This window comes from Streptomyces sp. XM83C (assembly GCF_023072675.1).
Classification (GTDB): Bacteria; Actinomycetota; Actinomycetes; order Streptomycetales; family Streptomycetaceae; genus Streptomyces; species Streptomyces thermocoprophilus.
In genome coordinates this window covers 1-19,111 of record NZ_JALLGL010000110.1, presented here as the reverse complement: position 1 = coordinate 19,111, position 19,111 = coordinate 1, and the positions used below count along the sequence as shown (strand labels likewise).

Annotated in this window: 19 protein-coding genes; 7 read left to right on the top strand and 12 right to left on the bottom strand. The window is 70.2% G+C overall.

Translation table 11 applies throughout. The features are described 5' to 3' along the window. Positions 1–220: 220 nt before the first annotated feature. Positions 221–1,609, top strand: coding sequence for a serine hydrolase domain-containing protein (locus MTQ10_RS14820; protein ID WP_247467545.1), 1,389 nt, complete (start codon positions 221–223; stop codon positions 1,607–1,609). Between the two features lie 117 nt (positions 1,610–1,726). Here MTQ10_RS14820 and MTQ10_RS14815 read toward each other — a convergent pair whose 3' ends face one another. The 8 genes from MTQ10_RS14815 to MTQ10_RS14780 form a co-directional block, all read right to left on the bottom strand. Then, positions 1,727–2,179, bottom strand: a complete 453-nt coding sequence (locus MTQ10_RS14815) for a GNAT family N-acetyltransferase (protein WP_247467543.1) — start codon at positions 2,177–2,179, stop codon at positions 1,727–1,729. 9 nt (positions 2,180–2,188) lie between these two features. Further along, positions 2,189–2,662 (bottom strand): MarR family winged helix-turn-helix transcriptional regulator, encoded by a 474-nt coding sequence (locus MTQ10_RS14810; protein WP_247467541.1) that lies wholly within the window; start codon positions 2,660–2,662, stop codon positions 2,189–2,191. 95 nt (positions 2,663–2,757) lie between these two features. Further along, positions 2,758–3,624, bottom strand: coding sequence for a GNAT family N-acetyltransferase (locus MTQ10_RS14805; RefSeq protein WP_247467538.1), 867 nt, complete (start codon positions 3,622–3,624; stop codon positions 2,758–2,760). 141 nt (positions 3,625–3,765) lie between these two features. Then, the gene (locus MTQ10_RS14800; protein ID WP_247467536.1) at positions 3,766–4,248 is read right to left on the bottom strand and encodes an NUDIX domain-containing protein; all 483 of its coding nucleotides are present in this window, start codon (positions 4,246–4,248) and stop codon (positions 3,766–3,768) included. A 99-nt stretch (positions 4,249–4,347) separates the two neighbouring features. Next, positions 4,348–5,253, bottom strand: a complete 906-nt coding sequence (locus MTQ10_RS14795) for a LysR family transcriptional regulator (protein ID WP_247467534.1) — start codon at positions 5,251–5,253, stop codon at positions 4,348–4,350. A gap of 233 nt (positions 5,254–5,486) precedes the next feature. Next, positions 5,487–6,635 (bottom strand): cystathionine gamma-lyase, encoded by a 1,149-nt coding sequence (locus MTQ10_RS14790; RefSeq protein WP_247467531.1) that lies wholly within the window; start codon positions 6,633–6,635, stop codon positions 5,487–5,489. After that, entirely contained in the window at positions 6,632–7,123 is a 492-nt protein-coding gene (locus MTQ10_RS14785; RefSeq protein ID WP_247467529.1) for a low molecular weight protein-tyrosine-phosphatase, read from the bottom strand. Before MTQ10_RS14785 ends, MTQ10_RS14790 begins: the two co-directional genes overlap by 4 nt. Before the next feature lie 4 nt (positions 7,124–7,127). Then, positions 7,128–7,505 (bottom strand): phage holin family protein, encoded by a 378-nt coding sequence (locus MTQ10_RS14780; protein WP_247467514.1) that lies wholly within the window; start codon positions 7,503–7,505, stop codon positions 7,128–7,130. A 61-nt stretch (positions 7,506–7,566) separates the two neighbouring features. Between MTQ10_RS14780 and MTQ10_RS14775 the strand changes: the two genes are divergently transcribed. The 4 genes from MTQ10_RS14775 (at position 7,567) to MTQ10_RS14760 (ending at position 9,893) form a co-directional block, all read left to right on the top strand. Further along, on the top strand, positions 7,567–7,884 hold the full coding sequence (locus MTQ10_RS14775; protein ID WP_247467511.1) for a cupin domain-containing protein: 318 nt from the start codon (positions 7,567–7,569) through the stop codon (positions 7,882–7,884). Positions 7,885–8,053: 169 nt separating this feature from the next. Beyond that, positions 8,054–8,266 carry a DUF5326 family protein gene (locus MTQ10_RS14770; RefSeq protein WP_247467508.1) on the top strand — a complete coding sequence of 71 codons (213 nt, stop codon included), beginning with the start codon at positions 8,054–8,056 and terminating at the stop codon, positions 8,264–8,266. A 370-nt stretch (positions 8,267–8,636) separates the two neighbouring features. Further along, a complete protein-coding gene (locus MTQ10_RS14765; protein WP_247467547.1) occupies positions 8,637–9,350 on the top strand; it encodes an IclR family transcriptional regulator in 714 nt (237 codons plus the stop codon). Between the two features lie 96 nt (positions 9,351–9,446). Further along, positions 9,447–9,893, top strand: a complete 447-nt coding sequence (locus tag MTQ10_RS14760) for an SsgA family sporulation/cell division regulator (RefSeq protein ID WP_247467505.1) — start codon at positions 9,447–9,449, stop codon at positions 9,891–9,893. A gap of 163 nt (positions 9,894–10,056) precedes the next feature. On the opposite strand, the gene MTQ10_RS14755 is transcribed toward MTQ10_RS14760, so the two are convergent. Then, the gene (locus MTQ10_RS14755; protein WP_247467503.1) at positions 10,057–11,601 is read right to left on the bottom strand and encodes a YibE/F family protein; all 1,545 of its coding nucleotides are present in this window, start codon (positions 11,599–11,601) and stop codon (positions 10,057–10,059) included. Between the two features lie 222 nt (positions 11,602–11,823). On the opposite strand from MTQ10_RS14755, the gene thiC reads away from it, so the two are divergent. Beyond that, positions 11,824–13,608, top strand: a complete 1,785-nt coding sequence (gene thiC, locus MTQ10_RS14750) for a phosphomethylpyrimidine synthase ThiC (protein WP_247467500.1) — start codon at positions 11,824–11,826, stop codon at positions 13,606–13,608. 252 nt (positions 13,609–13,860) lie between these two features. Then, the gene (locus tag MTQ10_RS14745) at positions 13,861–14,964 is read left to right on the top strand and encodes a hypothetical protein (RefSeq protein ID WP_247467497.1); all 1,104 of its coding nucleotides are present in this window, start codon (positions 13,861–13,863) and stop codon (positions 14,962–14,964) included. A 143-nt stretch (positions 14,965–15,107) separates the two neighbouring features. Here the strand turns inward: MTQ10_RS14745 and MTQ10_RS14740 are convergent, their stop codons facing one another. The 3 genes from MTQ10_RS14740 to MTQ10_RS14730 form a co-directional block, all read right to left on the bottom strand. Then, positions 15,108–15,980 (bottom strand): hypothetical protein, encoded by an 873-nt coding sequence (locus MTQ10_RS14740; RefSeq protein WP_247467494.1) that lies wholly within the window; start codon positions 15,978–15,980, stop codon positions 15,108–15,110. Positions 15,981–16,173: 193 nt separating this feature from the next. After that, positions 16,174–17,280, bottom strand: a complete 1,107-nt coding sequence (locus tag MTQ10_RS14735; RefSeq protein ID WP_247467492.1) for a metallophosphoesterase — start codon at positions 17,278–17,280, stop codon at positions 16,174–16,176. A 359-nt stretch (positions 17,281–17,639) separates the two neighbouring features. Next, positions 17,640–18,749, bottom strand: coding sequence for a LacI family DNA-binding transcriptional regulator (locus MTQ10_RS14730; RefSeq protein WP_247467489.1), 1,110 nt, complete (start codon positions 18,747–18,749; stop codon positions 17,640–17,642). Between the last annotated feature and the right edge of the window lie 362 nt (positions 18,750–19,111).

Below are 19,111 nucleotides of genomic sequence, written 5' to 3'. Positions count from 1 at the left end.
AGCGCGATCGCGTCCCGCTTGAACTCCTCGGTGTACCGCTTCGTGTACTTGCTTCCCACCTGGCGCTACTTCCTCTGGAACCTCAGGTCCCAGTCTCCAGGTGTCCACGATCAAGGGGAAGCTTCACCGGCGTCCCTGCCCCGCCGCGCGGTCTTCACGGTGGCGATCAGGGGCGTATTGCGCTCGACGTGCGGGCGGGGAACGGGGTGGACTTGAGGTCATGACGTCTGCTCAGCATGAACTGCTTCCCGCCACCCGCCGCGCGCTGCTGCACCGAGTCGCCGTGGCCCAGAACGAGGGACGCACCCCGTCGCTCGTGGCCGCCGTCGTACGGGACGGACAGCGGGTGTGGGACGGGGCCCGGACCTCCGTCGAGGGGCACGCCCCGGACGAGAACACGCAGTACCGGATTGGTTCGATCACCAAGACCTTCACCGCCGTGCTGGTGATGCGACTGCGGGACGAGGGACTCATCGACCTCGGGGATCCGCTGGAGAAGCATCTGCCCGGCACCGGCGCGGGCGAGGCGACCATCGCCGACCTGCTCGCGCACACCGGCGGGCTGGCGGCGGAGTCCACGGGACCGTGGTGGGAGCGCACCCCCGGGACGCTGCGTCCCGAGCTGTCGGACGTACTCGGCGAGCAGCCGCTGCGGCACCCGGTGGGCCGCCGGTTCCACTACTCGAACACCGGCTACACCCTGCTGGGCGCTCTTGTCGAGGAGCTGCGCGGCGCGCCGTGGTCGGACGTACTTCGGCGAGAAGTGCTCGAACCTCTGGGCCTGACACACACGAGCGTGCGACCGCGGGTGCCGCACGCGGCCGGTTGGGCGGTGCACCCATGGGCCGATGTGCTGCTGCCGGAGCCGGCCGAGGACTACGGCCGGATGGAGCCCGCCGGTCAGCTCTGGTCGACCACGGCGGATCTCGCGCGGTTCGCCTCCTTCCTTCTCCGGGGAGACGACCGGGTGCTGAGCGAGTCGAGTGTGCGGGAGATGAGGACCCCGGCGGCGCCCGCCGACGCCGCCGATCTGGGTGACGGTGCGACGTACGGTCTCGGGATGCAGCTCCTGCACCGTGACGGCCGGCTCCTCGTCGGCCACGCCGGATCCGTGCCGGGCTTTTTGGCGGGCCTGGTCATCGGCGTCGAGGACGATGTGGCGGCGGTGGTGCTGACGAACTGCACGTCCGGGTGCCCGGTGTTCACTGTTGCCGCCGATCTCGTGCGGATCGTCGCGGAGGCCGAGCCGCGGATTCCGGAGCCGTGGCGGCCGTTGAGGGAGGATGCCGATCCGGCGGTGCTGGAGCTGGTGGGACCGTGGTACTGGGGCACCAACGGGTTCGCGCTGCGTCTGACGGCCGACGGCCTGCTCTCTTTGGAGCCGCTGTCGGGCATGGGACGGCGGACACGGCTGCGGCCTGAGGGGGACGGCACCTGGACCGGGTTGGAGGGCTACTTCGCCGGGGAGCCCCTGCGGGTCGTCCGGCGGGAGGACGGCACCGTGGACCATCTGGACCTGGGCAGCTTCGTCTTCACCCGGACGCCGTACGACGATCAGTCCGCCGTGCCCGGCGGTGTCGATCCGGACGGGTGGCGCGGCATCAAGTAGGCCGTGAGGACGCGCCGCTGCTTCGGCGTCGCGGCTTCACCGGCGCTGCTGGACAGGGGCTGCTGGACGGGGGCTGTTTCACGTGAAACAGCCCCCCGTGTGCATGGTCTCCGGCCCTCAGAGCGGGAGTTTGAAGCCGATGTGCGAGGGCTCGAAGCCGAGACGCTCGTAGAACCGGTGGGCGTCGGCACGGCTCTTGTCCGAGGTCAGCTGCACCAGTTGGCAGCCCTCACGGCGGGAGGTCTCCACCGCCCACTCGATGAGCCGGGTGCCCAGTCCGCTGCCTCGCTCGTCGGAGTGGATGCGTACGGCCTCGATGATCGACCGTGTGGCGCCGCGCCGGGACAGGCCGGGGATGATCGTGAGCTGGAGCGTTCCGATGACCCGGCCTTCCCGCTCGGCCACGACCAGATGCTGGTGGGGATCTCCGCTGAGCCGCTGAAGCGCCGTGCGGTACGGCGTCAGGTCGTCCGGAGACTCGCGCCGTGCGCCGAGCGGATCGTCCGCCAGCATGGCGACGAGCGCCGGGATGTCGTCCTCGGCGGCCGGACGTATGACAAGGTCTTCCACGCGCCCAGCCTATGCGGCCGGCTTCAGGGTCGAGACGTCCAGTGACTCCACCACCTTGACCAGCGGGGCGAGTTCGGGATCCTTGGCCGCCTCGTCCAGGGCTTCGCGCAGGGCACGGTCGTTGGTGGGGCGGGCCTCCTCCAGGAGCTTGAGCCCGGCCTCGGTGACGTTGGTGTAGATGCCACGCCGGTCGGTGGGGCACAGGTACCGCTCCAGCAGGCCGCGGTTCTCCAGCCGGGTGACGAGCCGCGTGGTGGCGCTCTGGCTCAGGACCACCGCGTCGGCGACCTGCTTCATCTGGAGGTGGCCGCCCTCGCCATCGTGCTGTCGGCTGAGGACACCGAGCAGGGCGTATTCACGCACGCTGAGATCGTGCCCGGCCTGAAGGGCCCGTTCGATGTGCGCCTCGATCCTGCTGTGGAGCAGAGACAGCGCGCACCAGCCCTGGGCGAGGGCGGTGAGCGCGGGGTCCGTCGCTGTCATGGCGTTCCCTTCGTCCCGGAGCGGCTGACACCCAGGGTAAGGCAGGCGTGCAAAAAGCGGCGGCGGCGTATAGCGTGCGTGTGCAAGTACATGGGTCAGATCGCGGCCACGGTCACCGGGGCGAAGCGCCGCCGCCAGTCGCCGGGCAGTTCCGTGATGCCGCAGGACATGACGGCGTTGAGGCCGACGGACTGAAGGCCGCGGGCTTTTGCCCAGGTCAGCAGCTCCTCGTGCCGTACATCGACATCGGTGCGCAGCGGCCGGCCACTGCGGGTGGCGAGGGAGGCGACGAGTGCCTTCGCGGTCCGGGTGTCTTGGGCGATCAGCGGACCCACGACATGGGTGTCCGCGGTGGGCCAGGCAGCCGCGTACCCGATGATCCGCCCGTGTTCCTCGGCGACGTGGAGCAGGTCGGCGAAGGCGGGGAGCCGGGTGACGACGGGGGTGCGGTCGGTGCCGACGACCTCCTTGTCGAGCCGGAGGATCGCGGACAGGTCCTCGGCGGTGGCGGGCCGGGTGGCCACGGCCGGTGCGGTGCCGTCCGGTGTGAAGCGACCGCGGATCATCTCGGCCTGGCCGATGACCTTGAAGCCGAGCTCCTCGTACAGAGGCCGGCCGTATCGGGTGGCGTGCAGTGTCAGGGGGACGGGGCCCAGCTCGGCGAGGACATGGCGCATCATGCGGCGCCCGACACCCTGGCGGGCGTGTCGCTCGGCGACCAGCACCATGCCGATGGCGCAGAGATCAGGCCGCTCCTGAGGGCCGTACCGGGTGACGACGCAGGCACTGACCAGTCCGCCGTCCGGATCGTCGATTCCGTATCCCGTCCCGGACGTGAGGAGGAAGCCCCATTTGTGTTCCTCGCGTGGCCATCCTCGGTTCTCGGACAGGTCCGCGCAGGCGGTGAGATCGCGGAGGGTCAGACGGCGGATGGGCAGAGCGGCGGGGGAAGCAGTCGGCACGCAGGTCAGGCTGTCCGACGGAGACCCCCGGCGTCCACCGCTTTCCGAGGAGTGACATGTGCTTTTGGCCATGCCGTGGCCCTGCGCACACCTGGGGGCCGGCCGCCGGCTGTTTCACGTGAAACACCGGCAGGCCGGTGGTCAGCCGAGGTCAGGAGCGTGCATCGCGCGGACGCCCTCGATGTTGCCGTCGAGGTAGTGCCGCAGGGAGAGGGGGACGAGGTGGACGGAGGCGATGCCGACCCGGGTGAAGGGCACCCGGACGATCTCGTACTCGCCTGCCGGTTCCTCCACCTCCGGGCCATGGCGCAGGGACGGGTCCATGGACTCCAGCCGACAGACGAAGAAGTGCTGGACCTTTACGCCGGTCGCGCCGCCGTCCTCGCCGATGTGCTCGACGGTGTCGACGAAGCAGGGCACGACATCGGTGATCTTGGCGCCCAGCTCTTCGTACACCTCGCGGTGCAGGGCGTGGACGACGGTGGGGTCTCCCGGCTCGACCCCGCCTCCGGGGGTGACCCAGTAGGGATCCACACCCGGCTTGGTGCGCTTGATCAGGATGAGGTCATTGCCGTCCAGCAGAACTGCACGGGCGGTGCGCTTGACCACGGGTCGGACGGTCATGGGAGAAATGTGGCCCCGCAGGTTCCGCATGAAACATCCGGCCATGTTCCACGTGAAACCTTGCCACCGGTGACCGGTCGCGTCCGCTGGGCGACCGGCTCAGCACCAGTCGGCCGCCGCTTGCAGCAGCCAGTCATGGGCGCGGGCGATGTGCGGCATGGCGAGCGTGCCGGTACGCACCACCAGGAAGTACGTGCGCAGCGGAGGCACCGGCGGATCGTGCAGGGTGACGATGTCCCCGCGCTCCAGGGCGGCGGCGCACAGATAGCGCGGCAGGACCGCGAGCCCCGCGCCTGCGCCGGTACAGGCCAGGACGGCCCGCAGATCGGGGACGATGACGGTGCCCGAGGCCGCGGGACGGCAGTCGAAGACGGAGGCCCAGTAGCGGGAGACGAACGGCAGCGACTCGTGCACCTCGACGACGGGGACGTGCTCCAGCGACGGCGCGTCCTTGTGTGGGGACCATGAGCCGCCGAGCTGCTCCGCCCAGTGCGGGGCGGCGACCAGGACGTGTTCCTCGTCGCACAGCGCGGTCGCGGTGAGCAGGGCGCCACGGGGGCGGGCGGTGCTGATGACCAGGTCGTGATGTCCGGCCGCCAGGCCTTCCAGCGCCTCCTCGGCCGTCCCGAACGAGGTGCGCAGGGAGAGCCGTCGGCCGTCGTCGCCGGTCAGCTCGGTGAGGACGGGCAGCGCCCGCTCGGCGGTGAACTCCGGCGGGCCGGCGAGATGCAGGGTGCGGGACGCCGACTCGTCGTCGAGACCGGACTCGGTGATCTCCACGAGGGCGTCCAGATGCGGAGCTGCCTTGTGCGCGAGTTCGTCGCCGATCGTCGTCGGGGTCACACCGCGGGCCTGGCGCAGGAACAGCGGGCGGCCCAGCTGCCGCTCCAGTGTGCGGATCTGCGAGGTGACGGCGGGCTGGGACAGACCCAGCAGCGCGGCGGCGCGGGTGAAGGAGCCGGCCCGGTGCACGGTCACGAAAGTGCGCAGCAAGGCCAGATCCATGGCGTGCCCCTCCCCTGTCGCCGCCCTTCCCCCGAGCCCCCGGCCGGGCCCCAACTATAAATAAGTCGATAGGTCTCTGTCGCTACCGTGATTGGACACTGACACAGAGTCAACTAGCCTTGTTTGCGCGGTCCTTCGCGCGCGGAACCGCAGGACGGTCCGAGCCACGAGGGGGGAGGCTCGGACCGTCCGATGTGCGTACCCAGGCATCGGGCCGGGTGCCGGGGTCCCGGTCAGCGCGCGGACTCGTCCAGCGCGCGCAGCAGGTCGGCCACCAGATCCTCGGGGTCCTCGGCACCGACCGACAGACGGATGAAGCCCTCCGGCACGTCGTCGCCGCCCCACCGTCCGCGTCGCTCGGCCGTGGAGCGGACCCCGCCGAAGCTCGTCGCGTCGTCGACCAGCCGCAGCGCGTCGAGGAAACGGTCGGCGCGTTCCCGGCCGGGCAGCACGAAGGAGACCACACAGCCGAAGCGGCGCATCTGCTGCGCGGCGATCTTGTGGGAGGGGTCGTCCGGCAGCCCGGGGTAGCGCAGCCCCGTGACGTCCGGGTGGCTGCGCAGAGCCTCCGCCACCTTCAGCGCGGTGGCGTTCTGCCGCTCGACGCGCAGCTGGAGTGTGGCGATGGAGCGGTGCGCGAGCCAGGCCTCCATCGGGCCGGGGATCGCTCCGACGATCTTGCGCCAGCGGCGTACGGCGGTCATGGGCTCGCCGCGGCCGGCGACGTACCCGAGGAGGATGTCCCCGTGGCCGGTGAGCTGCTTGGTGCCGCTGGCGACGACGAAGTCGGCGCCCAGCTCCAGTGGCCGCTGCCCGAGCGGCGTGGCGAGGGTGTTGTCGACGGCGACGAGGGCCCCCTGGGCGTGGGCCGCCTCGACGAGCCGCCGGATGTCGCAGACGTCCAGTCCCGGATTGGACGGGGACTCGATCCACAGCAGTTTCGCCCCGTCCAGGACCTCCAGCTGGGCGTCGGCGCCGGTCGGTGCGGTGCGTACCTCGATGCCGTACGCCTCCAGCTGGGCGCGGACCAGGGGCAGTGCCTGGTAGCCGTCGTTCGGGAGGACCGCCGCGTCCCCGGAGCGCAGCTGGGAGAAGAGCACGGAGGAGATGGCGGCCATGCCGGACGCGAACACCAGCGTCTCCACGTCGTCGGCGCCGGGGGCCTCCAGGGAGCCGATCGCCTGCTCCAGCAGTGTCCAGGTCGGGTTCTCGTCGCGGCCGTAGGTGTACGGGCCGGTGGGGTCGCCCGGCAGGTGGAAGTGGGCGGCGAACACCGGGCCCGGGAGGGTGGGCTCGTGCTTGACGGGTTCGGGCAGCCCGGCCCGTACCGCGCGTGTGCCGTCGCCCGTACCGATGCCGTCGCCCGGCGTCGTGTCGTTCATGCCGCTCGTCCTTCCGCATGCTCGCGTACCGCGGCGAGCAGACCCTTGCTCGCCGCCTCCACCATCTCAAGGCATTCCGCGAAACCGGCCATGCCTCCGTAGTAGGGGTCGGGCACGTCGAGGTCGTCGCCGGCCTCCGGGTCGTAGGAGCGCAGCAGACGCACCTTCGCTGCGTCCTCCTCGCTGGGGGCCAGCCGGCGCAGCGCCCGGAGGTGACCGGAGTCCAGCGCGATCACCAGGTCGAGGCGGGAGAACCAGGACGGCCGGAAGCGGCGGGCGGTGTGGTCGAGGGCGTACCCGGCCTCCTCGAGGACGGAGAGGGTGCGCGGGTCGGCGCCCTCGCCCTCGTGCCAGCCGTCGGTGCCGGCGCTGTCGACCTCGACCAGGCCGTCGAGTCCGGCCTCCACCACGCGCGCGTGGAAGACGGACTCGGCCATGGGGGAGCGGCAGATGTTGCCCGTGCAGACGAAGCAGACGCGGTAGGTCATGGACTCAGTCTCCGTCGGGCAGCACGACGTTGAGAGCCCAGGAGACGACGGAGATGATCAGGCCGCCGAGCACGGCCGTCCAGAAGCCGTCCACGTGGAAGCTCAGGTCGAGCTTGTCGCACACCCACGAGGTCAGCAGCAGCATCAGGGCGTTCACGACGAGGGTGAACAGGCCCAGCGTGAGGATGAACAGGGGGAAGGTCAGCACCTTCACGATCGGCTTGACCACGGAGTTGACCAGGCCGAACACGATGGCGACCAGGATCAGCGTGCCGACCTTCTTGCCGGTGCTGTCCCCGGTCAGGGTGATCTTGTCGAGCAGCCACACGGCGACCGCCAGAGCGCCCGCGTTGGCGATCGTCTTGACTACGAAATTTTTCATGTATCTGATCGTGGCAGACGACATGGGGCCAACGGCAGTGAGGCGAGGGCGGCAAACAGGAATGAAGGCTTTCCGGCTGGACGAACTGGAGGCGGAGCGCGCCGCCAACGACGGTGCGTATCTGCAGTTCCTGCGTGAAAGGAACATGTCGGTCGGACTGTACGCGCTGAACGCGGGTGAGCACGACCCGCAGAAGCCGCACGGCCAGGACGAGGTGTACTTCGTGGTGAGCGGTCGCGCCTCGATCACCGTCGGACTGGAGACGACCGAGGTGGCGCGCGGCAGTGTGGTCTATGTGCCGGCCGGCGTCGCCCACAAGTTCCACCACATCAGCGAGGATCTGAGGGTCCTCGTGGTGTTCTCTCCGCCCGAGAGCTGAGTCCGGACCTCCGGGTTCCCTAGGGGATCGGTCAGGGGGAGACAAGGGGTGCGAGGGCCCCGAGAGGCCCTGCTCCCGCCCTAGCATCGAGTGCAGGACATGAACGATGCCCGGCCCGTGCCGGGTTCCGGTGCCCGGCACAGACGGGCGGAGAGGTGGGTCGAGGGCGATGAAGGAGATCTTCGCGGGACTGCCGTGGTGGGTGAAGTGGATCGCGGTGCCGGTCATCGCTCTGGTCGTGTTCGGCAGTGTGATAGCGACCGTCGTGGGTTTTGTGATCGGACTGCTGTTCAAGGCGTTGGTCTTCGTCGCCCTCGTCGGCGGACTGATCTACATCGTGCGGAAGTTCACCTCGAACTCCTCCTCGCGCAGCGACTGGTGAGACCCCCTCGCAGGGTCATGGGCGGCCGGGCCGCTGACCGCTGATCAGCGGCAGCGTGCACCAGGTCCCTCGCCCGGGGGAAGTTTCCCGTCCAGGCGGGTCTGAAGGGGCAGCGGACGGTTAAAGTCCGGAACCCCACGCGGGTGGAGGACCCCCGCGCGGCGTACACCCCCGCACCCGTGTTCCCCGCACGGGCTCCCCCCTCGCGCACCGGGAGTGACCCTTGGCCACCGGCGACACCGCCCTCACGGGACGGCACGCACCCCCCGCGCCGTTCGTCTCCGCACCACCCCGGCAGCGGGGCGCCGCACCGGACACGGCCGGGCCGCAGCCCGCCGCGACGACCCTGATCAGCTCGGTCCAGCGGGCGATGCGTCTGCTGGAGACCGTCGCCGCGCACCAGCACGGCACGACCGCCAAGCATCTGGCCAGGACCACGGGTCTGGCCCTGCCCACGGCCTACCACCTGTTGCGCACCCTGGTGCACGAGGGCTATCTGCGCCGCGACAAGGGACTGTTCTTCCTCGGGGACGCCGCCGAGCGGCTGGGCAGCGACACGGCGGCGCAGAAACGTCGCAGCACTCTGGTCGACGCCCTTGCGCACTGGCGGGACGCCATCGGCGTCCCCGTCTACTACGCCGTGTACCGCGAGGGGGAGATCGAGGTCATGTGCGTCTCGGACACGCCGGGCAATCCTGCGGTCGAGGAGTGGGCCGACTTCCGTGAGACCGGCCACGCGCACGCCATCGGGCAGTGTCTGCTCTCCCAGCTCGATGAGGAGGCCCGCCGTGACCACCTCGACCGGTATCCCGTCCAGGCCATCACCCCGTACACCGTGCCCGACAACAACGCCCTGCTGCGGCGGCTGGAGCGGACCCGGCGTATGGCGCCGGTGATCGAACGGCAGGAGTACGCGCTGGGGACGGCGTGCGCCGCGATCCCGATCACCGTCGGCACCACCGCGGCGACGATGGCGATCTCCCTGCCCCACGACCAGGCCGACCGGCTGCTGCCCGCTGCCCGCAGACTTCAGGACGAGGTCGGACGGCGCCTGGCCTCGATCGCGCTCTCTATCAGTATCTGAAAACTCACTCCTTGTGATCTCCCGTGTACTTTCAGCAAGATTCCCGTAGTGTCAAGGGGTTCTTCCCGCCAGTCGACGGCAAATGACGGGGTAGCGATGCGCGAGTCCGCACAGGCAGTCCAGGCAGAGGTCATGATGAGCTTCCTCGTTTCCGAGGAGCTGTCCTTCCGTATCCCCGTGGAGCTGCGCTACGAGGTCTGTGATCCCTACGCCGTACGGCTGACCTTCCACCTGCCCGGTGACGCCCCGGTGACCTGGGCGTTCGGACGTGAACTGCTGATCGACGGGCTGGGGCGGCCCTGCGGCGAGGGCGATGTGCGGGTGTCCCCCGTGGAGCCCGACTCGCTCAGCGAGGTGCTGATCCGGCTTCAGGTCGGCAGCGACCAGGCCTTGTTCCGCTCCTCGTCGGCCCCGCTGGTGGCCTTCCTCGACCGCACCGACAAGCTGGTGCCGCTCGGGCAGGAGGGCGCCCTCGCCGACTTCGACGCACATCTCGACGAGGCGCTGGGCCGCATCCTGGCCGAGGAGCAGAGCGCGGGCTGAAGCGTTACGGCACGACAGGTGCCGTAACGCTTCAGCGGGAGTACGGACGCCGCAGGAACGCTTCTCTTCCGGGCGCTCCACCGGATCGCGAACCCGGCCCGGCGCTCCGACGAGCCGGGGCCGCCTGGCGTGCTCGTCCGACGGGGTAGGTGCCGGCGCTTGCTCAGCGCTTGCGCCGCCGCCCCCGGCCGCCCCGCGCCGCCGCGGGGCCCGTCGCCCGGCCCTCGGCTGCGGGACCGGGCCGGTCGGCCGACACCACCAGAGCGGCCAGCGCCGTCGTGACCGGCACGGAGGCGACCAGGCCGATCGAGCCGATCAGGGTGCGGACGATCTCCTCCGCCACCAGCTCGCTGTTGGCGACCGCGCCCATGCTGCTCTGCGCGATCGAGAACAGCAGCAGCAGCGGCAGGGCCGCGCCCGCGTACGCCAGCACCAGTGTGTTGACGACGGACGCGATGTGGTCCCGTCCGATGCGGATGCCCGCCCGGTACAGGGCACGCCGGCCCATCGACGGGTTCGCCTCGTGCAGTTCCCACACGGCGGAGGTCTGGGTGACCGTCACATCGTCCAGGACACCGAGCGAGCCGATGATGACGCCGGCGAGCAGCAGACCGCTCATGTCGATCGACGGGTACAGCCCGTGGATCAGGCCGGTGTTGTCGTCGGTGTTGCCGGTGAGCGCGGACGAGCCGATGAACAGCGAGCCGAGGATCCCGATCAGCAGCAGCGAGACGAGCGTGCCCAGCACGGCCACCGAAGTCCGGGCCGACGGGCCGTGGCACAGATACAGGGCGATCAGCATGATGGCGCTCGCCCCGACGACCGCCACGACCAGCGGGTTCGAGCCTTGGAGGATCGCCGGCAGGATGAAGAAGTTCAGCACCAGGAAGCTGATGGCCAGCGCGACCAGCGCCATCACACCCCTGAGCCGGCCCACCACGACCACAGCCAGGGCGAAGACACCGGCGAGCAGCGCCAGGGGGAGGCGGCGGTCGACATCGGTGACCGAGTACTGCAGATCCTTCGGTGCGGAGGGCTCGTAGGCGACCACGACCTTCTGACCTTCGTGCAGCTGACGTGTCTGGTCGGGCTGCACGATCTCGGTGAACGTACGGCCCTTGTCCTTGCCGGTGTCGACCCGGATCGTCGCCTTCTTGCACGTGCCTGCGGCTCGCTGCCCGGTGGAGGAGCCGCCGGTGGCCGACGCGCCGCCGCCTGTGGCGTTGACGGCACCGCAGCCCACCGCCTCGACCCGCGTGACCGTCGCCTGCTGCGTCTGCCGGTCGAAGCCGACACCGGTGCGCTCATGGGCGGGTGCGCCGCCCGGCCACAGCACGGCGAGCCCGATCAGCACGGCCGCCGCGAACGGGATCAGCACGGCCGCGATGACCTTGCGCAGATGCCGGGAGACGGGCGCGGCCGGGCCGTGCGCATGGGAGTGACCGTGTGAATGCGACGGACCGGGTGCGGGGGCGTGACCGTGCGCATGGGACGGATTGGGTGCGGGGGACGGACCGGGTGCGTGGGAAGGGCGGGAGGTGGTGGAAGGGCCGGCGGCGGCAGGTCCGGGGACGTGGGAGTGCGCGGGCTCATGGGTGGGACTGTGCGCAGGAGGGTGGCCGTGTGCGTGACCCTGACTGCGGCTGTCCGAGCCCGGCCCGTCGGACGGCTCGGGCGGATGAGGCTGGGGCTGGTGTGTCGTGGTCACCGCCCGATCATTGCAAGAACGAGGGGGACCCTCTGTTCACCGCGCCCGGACGGACGCTAGCGTGGGGACACCTTTGCACACGCGGGAGCTCGGAGCACCGGGCTGAGAGGACGCTGACCTCCGTAGACACGCGATGTTTCACGTGGAACATCGCCGGACGGAAACCGCTGCGTCGACCGCCGAACCTGTTACCGGGTAATGCCGGCGTAGGGAGTAGGTCTCATGACCAACAAGGACGCACGCACGCCTGCCTCCGTTCAGGACACCACGTCCCAGGAGGCCGGGAAGTCCATCGGCTGGCACAAGGCGTACATCGAGGGCTCACGCCCCGACCTCCGGGTGCCGGTCCGTCAGGTGCACCTCACCAACGGGCAGTCCGTCACGCTGTACGACACGTCAGGCCCGTACACCGATCCACAGGTGGACACCGACGTCCGCCGGGGGCTGGCTCCCCTGCGGGAGAACTGGATCATCGCCCGCGGCGACACAGAGGAGTACGCGGGCCGTCCCGTCCGGCCCGAGGACGACGGGATCAAGCACACCTCGCCGCGCGGCGGGCTGCGCAACCTCGACGCCGTCTTCCCCGGGCGTCCGCGCCTGCCGCGCCGCAGCCGGGACGGCAAGGCCGTCACGCAGCTCGCCTATGCGCGGCGGGGCGAGATCACACCCGAGATGGAGTTCGTCGCCCTCCGGGAGAACGTTTCCCCGGAGGTCGTCCGTGAGGAGATCGCGGCAGGCCGGGCCGTGCTGCCGGCGAACGTCAACCACCCGGAGATCGAGCCGATGATCATCGGCAAGCGTTTCCTGGTGAAGGTCAACGCCAACATCGGCAACTCGGCGGTGACCTCCTCCATCGAGGAGGAGGTGGAGAAGATGACCTGGGCGACCCGCTGGGGCGCCGACACGGTCATGGACCTGTCCACCGGCCGCAACATCCACACCACCCGCGAATGGGTGCTGCGCAACTCCCCCGTGCCGATCGGCACCGTCCCGCTCTACCAGGCGCTGGAAAAGGTCGACGGCAAGGCCGAGGAGCTGACCTGGGAGATCTACAAGGACACGGTGATCGAGCAGGCCGAGCAGGGCGTCGACTACATGACCGTCCACGCCGGCGTGCGTCTTGCGTATGTGCCGCTGACGGCCAACCGCAAGACCGGCATCGTCTCCCGCGGCGGCTCCATCATGGCGGCCTGGTGCCTGGCCCACCACAAGGAATCGTTCCTGTACGAGAACTTCGAGGAGCTCTGCGAGATCCTCGCCGCCTACGACGTCACCTACTCTCTCGGTGACGGTCTGCGGCCCGGTTCGATCGCCGACGCCAATGACGAGGCCCAGTTCGCGGAACTGCGCACGCTCGGGGAACTCAACCGCATCGCCAGGCGTTTCGATGTACAGACGATGATCGAGGGCCCCGGTCACGTCCCGATGCACAAGATCAAGGAGAACATCGACCTTCAGCAGGAGATCTGCGATGAGGCTCCGTTCTATACGCTCGGCCCGCTGACCACGGACGTCGCCCCGGCGTACGACCACATCACCTCCGGCATCGGTGCCGCGATGATCGCCTGGTGGGGCACGGCGATGCTCTGCTATGTCACGCCCAAGGAGCATTTGGGCCTGCCCAACCGTGACGACGTCAAGACCGGCGTCATCACCTACAAGATCGCCGCCCACGCAGCCGACCTCGCCAAGGGGCACCCGGGTGCGCAGGAGTGGGACGACGCGCTGTCCGACGCCCGGTTCGAGTTCCGGTGGGAGGACCAGTTCAACCTCGCTCTGGACCCGGACACGGCACGGGAGTTCCATGACGAGACGCTGCCGGCCGAGCCGGCCAAGACGGCCCATTTCTGCTCGATGTGCGGGCCCAAGTTCTGCTCGATGAAGATCTCGCAGGACATCCGCCGTGAGCACGGGTCGACCAAGGACGAGATCGAGGAGGGTATGGCACAGAAGTCGAAGGAGTTCGCGGCGGCCGGCAACCGCGTCTATCTGCCCATCGCCGACTGATCCGCGGAGCATCCGCTCGGCGGTGACCGAGCCTCGCCCTGACCGAGTGCTGTCCGGCCCGGACATCCGCGTGCGGGCCGGACGGACATCCGCGTGCGGGTCGGACAGGCACGCGTGTGCGGACTGGACGGGCACCCGTGCCATGGCCGGACGGGCACCCCGGGCCCCGTCGGCCGGGGCGCGCGTGCCGTTCGGTAACGAAGACGACACGACGCCGTTCGGTACCGACCAAGATCCGTAGCGTGTCCGCCTGTGGGTGGGATCGATGTTGCCAACGGAGTGGCGGGCGCCGTCATCGGGATGCTCTTCGCGGTGCTGTTCCAGCAGCCTTTACAGGACGGCTGGTACCGGCTGCGCAGGCGGTCGACGCGTGCGATCCGCAGCCTGCGACGCCGCGAGGTGTCGGGGCCGGCGTGGCGCACGTTCTCCCTCGGCCCCCTGCACACCTCCGCGTTGATCGTGGAGGGCGACGGGGAGTCCCCGATCCCGCCCGAGACCGTCTACGTCCATGTACTCGACGACGAGATCGAACTCCCCTCGGACATGCGGCCCTGGCGGGACGAGATCGAAGCCGAGGGGGAGCAGTTGCGCGCCGAGGGGCGCACTCCCCTGTGGAACGGCCCGCGGTACGCGGTGGAGTCGTTCGACATCTCCCGCACCGCGCTCGACGAGGTACCCGAGGTCCATCTGCGGTTGCGGCCGACGGACTACTACACCTTCCTCGCCGCGCAGCAGCTCGACCGGCGGCTGCCGGACGGCAGCACGCCCCGCTCCCGCTATCTGGACCCGGACGAGCCGTTGAAGGCGCCGGCCTTCCTGCAGTGCAGCTTCGCCGTCAATGTCGCGGTCGTCACCTCCGACGACATGCTCGTGGTCAGCCGTCGCAGCGACCGGGTCCGCATGGCCCCCGGGGTGTGGAACTCGTCCGTCAACGAGGGCCTGTCCCGGCACATCGACTCCTCGGGGAGGAGCGCACCGGATCTGCATGCCGTGGCCCGCCGCGGCATGCGGGAAGAACTCTCCCTGGAGCCGCACGAGTACGCGCTCGACCTGCTCGCCTTCGTCCTGGACATAGGCAAGCGCCACTGGAGCGGACACTTCTACGCCAAGCTGAAGGACCTCAGCAGCACGGACCTTCAGGCACGCATGAGCCGGGGCGTGGCGGACCGGTGGGAGCACCAGAGCATCGACTACGTGCCCTTCCGGCCCGCGACGGTGGTCAGATACATGCTGCGGGAGGACCGCGTCCACCGCTGGGCCCCGCTGGCGCCGGCGCTGTTCCATCTGGCGCTGGTCCATGCGTACAGCCGCACGCTCGTCGAACGGGTCGAGGCGCAGATCATCCGGCGTCTGTAGGGCCGCCACAGCCCGGCGGCCAGCCCTCCCGCCCGCCGGGGCCCGGCCGGTGTGGCCCCGGACGACGGCACGGCGCAGGCAGCGGCGTCACTCGGTCAGTTCGCCGATCCGCCGATCCGCCGATCCGCCGATCCGCCGATCCGTCACTCCGGCTGGTGCTCCGGTCCTCCGAACCCCGGACCGCTGTAGTCGGGGCTCGTGAAACTCGGGCGGTGGGCCGACGCGGGCCCGTCGTCGGGGCTGGTGAAGCCCGGCCGGTCGTAGCCGAGCCGCGGGATGCGGCTGCTGCTCGGTGCCTGTGGCGCCGGGTGCCGTACGGCGGCCGTGGTGCCGGGGTCGGCGAGGGCGTCCCGCAGGAAGGGGACGATGCCGCGTTCCAGCAGGGCCTCGCGCCAGGCGTCCCTGGCCCGGGCGACCTCCTCGGCCAGTTCGCCGTAGGGCCCGGTGTCGGGTGCGGGCCGGTTGCGCAGGGCGGTGATCAGCAGGCCGACGGTGGCGACGAGGATCGCGGCCGCGGTCAGCGCGCCGAACACCCAGCCCGCGGTGATCATGGTCCGGGCGAAGGCCGGCTCGGGGTCGAGCATCTTCAGGATGTAGCCGACGAGCAGGAAGATCGCCGCGGCGGTTCCGGCGAGGACCGGCGCGAGGACCGCGACCACGGCCACGGCGCCCGCGCCCGCGCCCTCGGTGACCTCGCCCATGGTCGCGGCGATCCCCATCGCGCCCGGGCCCGATTCGGCGGAGCCGTCGTGGGCGGAGGACGGGGCCGGGGACGGCGCCGGGTGGCGCAGTTCCTCGCGGACCTTCACATAGTGCTGGTACTCGGTCGCCGCGGCCGCGGTGATGAGGGCGGTGGCGTTCAGTGCCATGGTGCGCAGTTGTTCGGAGTTGAGCCGCTGTCCGACGGCGGCCAGCTCCGGGCGGTGTGGGGCGGAGCGCAGCGCCTCGTCGAGGAGCCGCTCGTACTCCTGGCGGTCCTCACTCAGCAGGTGCTGCGGAACGCTGTTCATGTGCATCCCCCGATGCTCCGTAGGGCTTGGGGCTCGCATGACGAACGAGCCGTCGGGCAGAAACGGAGGGGAGCCTGCTACGGATAAGCCGATGGTAGAGCGGTCACGGCGTGCCGTGACAGGGGGTTTCCACAAATTCGCGGTCGTCGTGCACCGTCGCCGCAGGTCGGCGGCGACGGTGAAGGTGTGGATCGAACGGTCAGGCGTCGAGCGGGAGTTGCTGGACCAGCAGTTTTCCGGCCATGGTCACGCCGCCGTCCATGGCGATGGCGAGCCCGTCGGCGTAGACGTGCGGGCCTTCGACGACCGGTCCGGCGCCGTCCTCCCCGTCCTCGGAGCCCACTTCGCCGAGCAGATACGGGATGGGGCTGTGGCCGTGGACGATCCGGCTGCCGCCGTAGGTGTCGAGCAGCGAGCGCACGGCGTCGGCGCCGCCCTCGTCGCGGAAGGAGAACCGCTTGGTGAACTTGCGGAAGAGGTCCCACACCTCGTCGGCGTCGTTGCGGGTGAGGGTCTCGCGGACGGTGTCGTTGACCTCCTCGATCGACGAGCCGTAGTCGAGGTAGGCGGTGGTGTCCGAGTGGACGAGCAGATGGCCGTCGGTCTCGGTGAGCGCGTCCAGGCGGGCCATCCACTGCAGGTGGTGGTCCTGGAGGCGGTCCATGTCGGTCTTCTGGCCGCCGTTGAGCAGCCAGGCCGCCTGGAAGGTGGCGGTGCCCGCGCCGGAGTTGACGGGGGTGTCGCCGAACCGTTTGGCGCCGAGCAGCAGCAGCTCGTGGTTGCCCATGAGGGCCTTGCAGTAGCCCCCCGCGGCGGCGGCCTCGGCGGACAGCCGCATCACGAGGTCGATGACGCCGATGCCGTCGGGGCCGCGGTCGGTGAAGTCGCCGAGGAACCACAGCCGGGCGGTGCCCGCGCACCACTGGCCGGAGCCGTCGATGAGGCCCTTCTCCTGTAGCGCGGCGACCAGTTCGTCCAGGTAGCCGTGCACATCGCCGACGACGAACAGCGGGCCGGGCCCGTCGGCCGGCTGCGGTGCGGGCGCGGCGGGCACGGCGGCGGGGCCGACGGCCACCTGGACCGTGTCGCCCCGGTTGATGACGGGCAGGTCCCGCTGGGTGGGGGTGTACCCCTCCGGGAGGTCGAGCGGGCTCTCGACGGGCCGGGCGGCCTCGCCGGGAAGCGGGGTGTGGGCGTACGGACCGGACTCATGGACGTACGCGGGCACCCGGAAGTCGCGCAGCGTCGCCGTCCGCTCCACCTCGGGTCCCTGACCGGCCCCCTGAGTCATCGACCCCTCCACCATCGCGCCGCATCTGCACCGCATCGGACTGCCTGGTCGCAGCGGCCCGCGGTGTCGTGGGCCCATCATAGGAATGCGGATCGCGCCGTGTGATGACCCAGGGGTGGTGAATCAGAGCAAGACTCCAGTTCGCTGCGGCATTCGCCCCGTTTGGGAAGGGCTTTCCCCATCCGGTGACGACATGCTGGGCCGGGTGACCACCGGCCTGACCGGGTGACGACCCGCTCACGACCCGCTGAGGGACCCGCTGTCGGACCCGCCGGCGAACCGCCGACGGCCGACCGATCGCCCGGTCCCCGGGCGCCGTGCCGGTCGGCTCGGACACCCGGGGACCTGCTCCCCCATCGGCCTCTCGGCCGTGTCTATCTCTCCGGCGCGCGCGGCGGACTGACCGTCGTACGGGGCGGCCGGCGCTGCGAGGAGGTGCGGACGATCAGCTCCGTCGGTATCACCTGCTCGACCGGCTGATCCGATTCCACGCCCTCGATGGCGTCGATGAGGAGCTGCACCACGGCCGTGCCGATGCGCCGCGGCTTCAGCGACAGGGTGGTGATCGGCGGCTCGGTGTTGGCGTACACGGTGGACTCGCTGCAACAGACGAGGAGCAGGTCCTCCGGGACGCGCAGGCCGTAGCGGCGGGCGGCGGCGAGCAGGTCGGTGCCGTTGGGGTCGAACAGGCCGTAGACGGCGTCGGGCCGGTCGGGCCGGGCGAGCAGCCGGTCGGCGGCGACGGCACCCGCGCAGGGGTCGTGCGCCGGGTAGGCCTCGTAGACCGGGTCCTGGCCGACGCGCTCGCACCAGCGCAGATAGGCCGTGGTCGACAGATGGGTGTACGTGTCGGTGGTGGTGCCGGTGAGCAGGCCGATACGGCGGGCGCCGGCCTCGGCGAGATGGTCGAGGATGTCGAGTACGGCGGCCTCGTGGTCGTTGTCGACCCAGGCGGTGACCGGGAGCGAACCGGCCGGGCGGCCGTCGGAGACGACCGGTAATCCCTGGCGGACCAGTTCGCTGACGACCGGGTCCTGGTCGGAGGGGTCGATGACGACGGTGCCGTCGAGGGCGACGTTCGACCAGACGTCGTGCCGGGAGGTCGCGGGCAGGATCACCAGGGCGTAGCCGCGGGCGAGCGCGGCGGAGGTGGCGGCCCGGGCCATCTCGGCGAAGTACGCGAACTCGGTGAAGGTGAAAGGTTCATCCCCGTACGTCGTCACGGTCAGACCGATGAGGCCCGATTTGCCGGTACGGAGCGTGCGGGCCGCCGCCGACGGGCGATAGCCCAGTCGGTCGGCGACCTCCCTCACGTGACGCCGGGTGGCATCAGGGAGCCGGCCTTTGCCGTTCAGGGCGTCGGAGACGGTCGTGATGGACACTCCGGCGGCGGCGGCCACGTCCCTGATGCCCGCCCGGCCCGGCCGGTTTCCTCGGCGTGAGGTTTCCGCGCGGCTCACCTGATGCTTCCCTGCTGCTGTCATGGCGAGCCGATAGTAGGGCTCATGCGGTGGGGTCGTGCGGACGCATATGCGGACGTTGACAGGCACGTTTCTGCAAGGTGTTGAGCCGTCAAATACCTTGGAATGCAAGGAACTTGACCTTCCATATGCCAGGAGTGAGCGTGTCCGCGCGCATGGACCTGCCGACTGTCCGATGTCTCGAAGAGGTCTCAACTCACCTGCACGGGGGATGCGCGCCACGGCGTGAGCCACCGGCGCATAGATATATGTATGGCGCGCCCCCTGATTCGCACGCCTTCGGACCACTTCATCCGGCGATGCTCCTGATGTCTGTGGGGCGCGTGAGGCGATGCCCGCGACGGGGGCGGGGCGACGTCCACGGG